This is a genomic window from Nocardia sp. NPDC050408, assembly GCF_044458905.1.
Classification (GTDB): domain Bacteria; phylum Actinomycetota; class Actinomycetes; order Mycobacteriales; family Mycobacteriaceae; genus Nocardia.
On record NZ_JBITIL010000043.1, the window covers coordinates 1 to 4,134 of the forward strand.

Here is a 4,134-nt window from a genome sequence, read left to right on the forward strand (position 1 = left end):
CACGCGCCAGGCGAGCGGGCCCCGTGCCTGTGTCGCATGCGCTTCGACGGCTCGGACGCGAGACGGGCCGCGAACGGGTCGCTCGTAAGACTCGCTCCGTGGTGGTCGCTGATGGCGGGGCGTTCGGCGCCTGATGGACACGCGCCAGGCGAGCGGGCCCCGTGCCTGTGTCGCATGCGCTTCGACGGCTCGGACGCGAGACGGGCCGCGAACGGGTCGCTCGTAAGACTCGCGCATTGTGGTTCCGTTCGTCGCGCACGGAAATTCACAACAGCGTCCCGCATCGTCGGATGCGGGACGCTGTTGTTGTGCAAGCCTCGAATGGTTAGTCCGGTCACGCGGCGTCAACGGGTGAAGGGGGAGGCCCGTCGGCCTCCCCCTTCGTCGTCTACCGAGTCAGCGGCGCCAGTCTTTGTAGTCGTCGTCCTCGTCCCAGCGGGATGAGGATTCGTCCGCGTCGTGCTCATCGGACAGCACACCACCACTCCGCTGGGAGGTGGGGCTACCCGAAAGCTCGCGCTGAAGGCTCGCGAAGTCAGTCGGAGCGGAGCTGTACTTCAGCTCGCGTGCGACTTTGGTCTGCTTTGCCTTAGCCCGGCCACGGCCCATGGCTGACCCCCTCGCGTCACTGCGGGGCGGCCTGGGGTTTGTTGGCGGCCCCGTTCGAATTAATACTCTTCCTGACAGACACTTTAGCGTGTGTCCGGCAGTCGCGCTTCCAGGAGTGGGGGAACAACTCCGGAAGTGGTGCCGTTTGCCCGGTTGTCGCCGTCGGGCCGCGCCCTCAGATGACCCCGGGAATCGCTCGGATGACCCCGACCCTGGTGCCGCCGCCGAGCACCGGCGGCGCCGCGAGTTCGGCGTGCGCGGTGGTCCATTCGATGCCCATGCGATGCAGAATGGCCAGCGTCAGGGGGATTCGCGCGCGGTCGTGACCATCGGCGATCTTGTACGCGAAGGCCGTTCCGTCCGGTAGCGCGCCCGCGTGCACACCGTCCGCGCCGATCTTGCAGACCAGGTCGGGGGTGGCCTGCATGGTCAATAAATCGGGTGCGTTCGTGCCGGAAATCACTCGCGGGTTGGCGCGAATCGCATCGGCGACGCGCCGCTGCGGTGAGCCGGGCGCGGCGGTAGCCATGGCCGCGAAGGCCCGGGCCAGATTCACCAGTGAGACCGGGATGATCGGCAGTCCGCAGCCATCGATGCCGAGGTCCGTTTCGGGTTCGCCGGTGAGGTCGGTAATGGTGGCGATCACCGCCTGTTGCAGCGGATGTGCCTGGTCCAGGTAGCCCTCGGTGGGCCAGCCGTTGACGGCGCAGGTGGCGAGCATGGCCGCGTGCTTACCGGAACAGTTCATGTACACGCGGCGGGGTTCGGGCGCCTCGGTCCGTGCGCGCTCATCCTGCGGCAGGTCGGGCGGGCATTCCAGGGCCTTCTCGTCGAAGCCGAAACGGTCGAGCAGACGCTCGACCAAGGCGACGTGATCGGGTTCGCCGTAGTGCGAGGCGGTCGCGATGGCCAACTCGGCATCGTCGAGTGGTTCGAAGCCGTTGCGCAGCAGGGTGATTGCCTGCATGGGCTTATTGGTGGAGCGCGGGAAGATCGGGACGTGCACCTCGCCGAGCGCAAGGGTCGGTTCACCGTCGGCGGCGAGGATCACCACCGAACCGCTGTGCACACATTCGCGGAAGCCGGAGCGGACCACCTCGACCAGTTCGACGGTCATAGCTCGGCTCCTGTCGGTTCGACGTGCTGCTCGCGGGCGCTCGTCACACGGCCCCGGTGCTCGCCCGCGGTTGCCGCGTCGACCTGATGCCGGCGGGTGCCTGCCGCATCGAGCTGCTGGGGGGTGCCTGCGGCGTTGGCCCGGTGCTCGCGCGCGTTCGCCACATCGATCCGCCGCTCGCGGGCGCGGGTGGCATTGGTGTGGCGGCGGCCATGGCGCTCGATCTGCATGCGCACATCATCGGAGATGGTCGGTTCGTTCGCGAGCAGAATGGCCAGGAGATCGGGATCGTCGCCGGTGAACAGGTCGCGGACAGTGATGCCGTGCTCGGGCGTGTGCACAATGCGAACTTCGTCGCCTGCGCCGATCGTGCCCTCGGTGAGAACGCGCAGGTAGGCGCCGGTATCGCTGCGCAGCGTGAATCGCTTGACCCATTGGGACTCACCGGACCAGTGCTGGAAGGTCGAGCACGGCACGCGGGGTGCGCTCACCTCGAGCAGGGTGTCACCGATGGTCCAGCGCGCACCGATCACCGCATCGCTGACCGGCAGCCCGCAGATGCGCAGATTCTCGCCGAACCAACCCGCGGGCAGTTCGCGGCCGAGTTCCTCGCCCCAGCGCCGAGCGTCCTCCTCGGCGTAGGCGTAGACGGCCTGATGTACGCCGCCGTGATTCTTGGTGTCGCATACGTAATCGCCGTCGAGACCGTGGGCACGCGCGGCGACGCGATGGGGAATGGGTCGCTTGTCGATGGCCGTGCGGCCGACGCGGGTCGGCACCTCCGACTCGGCATGGACGACGCACACGGCAAGCACCCGAGCGCTATCGGACTGCATCAACGGCCACGCAACCGGTCGACGGCGATCCGACCCGCCTGGGGCGCCTCGTCGGATGGGACCGAATCCGGATCGATGGCGGCAGCGGTCGGGCCCGCTATCAGTTCGGTGTCGGTCGGGATGGTCCGTTTGATCAAAGCAAGTGCGATGGGACCGAATTCGTAGTGATCGATGACGGTGCCGAGTCGCCCGACGGCGCGACCGCCTGCGGTTACTTCCGTGCCGGTGGTCGGGCGCTCGTCGGCGGAACCGTCGAGGTGCAGCAGCACCAGGTGGCGCGGCGGCTTGCCCAGGTTGTGCACTCGGGCCACGGTTTCCTGCCCCCGGTAGCAGCCCTTGTCCAGGTGCACCGCACCGTGTTCGGCGATGCCGCCGATCCAGCGGGCCTCGTGCGGGATGGTCCGTTCGTCGGTGTCGAGTCCGATCCTGGGGCGCACCGACGCGACGCGCAGTGCCTCGAAGGCCCACATGCCCGCGGGTTCGGCGCCCGCCGCGGTGAGGCGGGCCCAGCGGTCGGCGAGTTGGTCGCGCGGGATGACCAGATCGAAGGAGTCCGCGGTCGGCCACGGCATGCGGCGCAGGAACCCACCGTCCGGCAGTGGCACCGCGTCGTAGGTCTCCGGGAGAGTGGAAATGCCGAGCGCTTCGGTCAATTCGGTAGTGCGCGGGCCGAGCAGGCTCAGCACCGCGTGATCGGCGGCCTCGACCGGTTTGGCATCGGCCCAGAAGACCATCTTCGTCAGGAACTCCAGCAGCGCAGATCCGTGCTCGCCCTCGGTGTCGATCCACACGGTGCCGTCGAGTTCGGTCAGCACGAAGTGGTGCAGCACCCGGCCGTTGAGATCGAGGTCCAGGTTCTCGGCGGACCGACCGTCGCCGAGGCTCGCGATGTGCTGGCTGCTGATGGTGTGCAACCAGGTCAGCCGCTCGGCCCCGGTGATTTTCAGGACGAAGCGATGCGACCTGTCGACGATCGCCACCCGCTCCGCGGCGGCGCGTTGCTCTCGGAAGGGATCCCCGTAATGCCAAGCGACAGCGGCATCCGGCGAACCGGCCGCGCCCGCGACGGCGCCCGGGACAGCGAGGATAGGACTGGGTGTGACGAGCACGGACACGTAAACCACTCTAAGCGCGAACCTTATTGCTCGCTTTCAGCGGCCTGTCCAGTCGTGCACGCCGTCTACTTCTCCGCGACCACCGGAGCGAGTCTTACGAGCGAGGAGTTCGTGGTCTGTCTCGCTTCTGAGTTGTCGAAGCGCAGGCAACGAAGTCGCGAGTCTCGCCTTCCGGCACGCGTGCATCAGGTGCCGAACGCCCTGCCATCACCAACCCCAACGGAGCGAGTCTTACGAGCGACCCGTTCGCGGCCCGTCTCGCGTCCGAGCCGTCGAAGCGCAGGCAACGAAGTCGCGAGTCTCGCCTTCCGGCACGCGTGCATCAGGTGCCGAACGCCCTGCCATCACCGACCCCAACGGAGCGAGTCTTACGAGCGACCCGTTCGCGGCCCGTCTCGCGTCCGAGCCGTCGAAGCGCATGCGCCGCAGGCGCGAGTCTCGACGGCTCGGACGCGAG

General features: G+C 67.9%; 3 protein-coding genes and 1 pseudogene. All 4 read right to left on the reverse strand.

The features are described 5' to 3' along the window. Positions 1 to 396 precede the first annotated feature (396 nt). Positions 397 to 609, reverse strand: a complete 213-nt coding sequence (locus tag ACIBJI_RS42155; RefSeq protein ID WP_040686370.1) for a DUF3073 domain-containing protein — start codon at positions 607 to 609, stop codon at positions 397 to 399. 175 nt (positions 610 to 784) lie between these two features. Then, positions 785 to 1,726: an asparaginase gene (locus ACIBJI_RS42160; protein WP_397088799.1), complete on the reverse strand. Its 942-nt coding sequence runs from the start codon at positions 1,724 to 1,726 to the stop codon at positions 785 to 787. Between the two features lie 200 nt (positions 1,727 to 1,926). Then, positions 1,927 to 2,562: pseudogene (locus ACIBJI_RS42165) on the reverse strand (MOSC domain-containing protein); the annotation flags it as partial. Then, positions 2,562 to 3,677 carry a folate-binding protein gene (locus ACIBJI_RS42170; protein ID WP_364346992.1) on the reverse strand — a complete coding sequence of 372 codons (1,116 nt, stop codon included), beginning with the start codon at positions 3,675 to 3,677 and terminating at the stop codon, positions 2,562 to 2,564. The gene ACIBJI_RS42170 and the pseudogene ACIBJI_RS42165, both read right to left, overlap by 1 nt. Positions 3,678 to 4,134: the final 457 nt, after the last annotated feature.

Excerpts from the sequence above, each read along its gene's own strand:
- ACIBJI_RS42155 (WP_040686370.1), bottom strand. The coding sequence starts at position 609 with ATGGGCCGTGGCCGGGCTAAGGCAAAGCAGACCAAAGTCGCACGCGAG.
- ACIBJI_RS42160 (WP_397088799.1), bottom strand. The coding sequence starts at position 1,726 with ATGACCGTCGAACTGGTCGAGGTGGTCCGCTCCGGCTTCCGCGAATGT.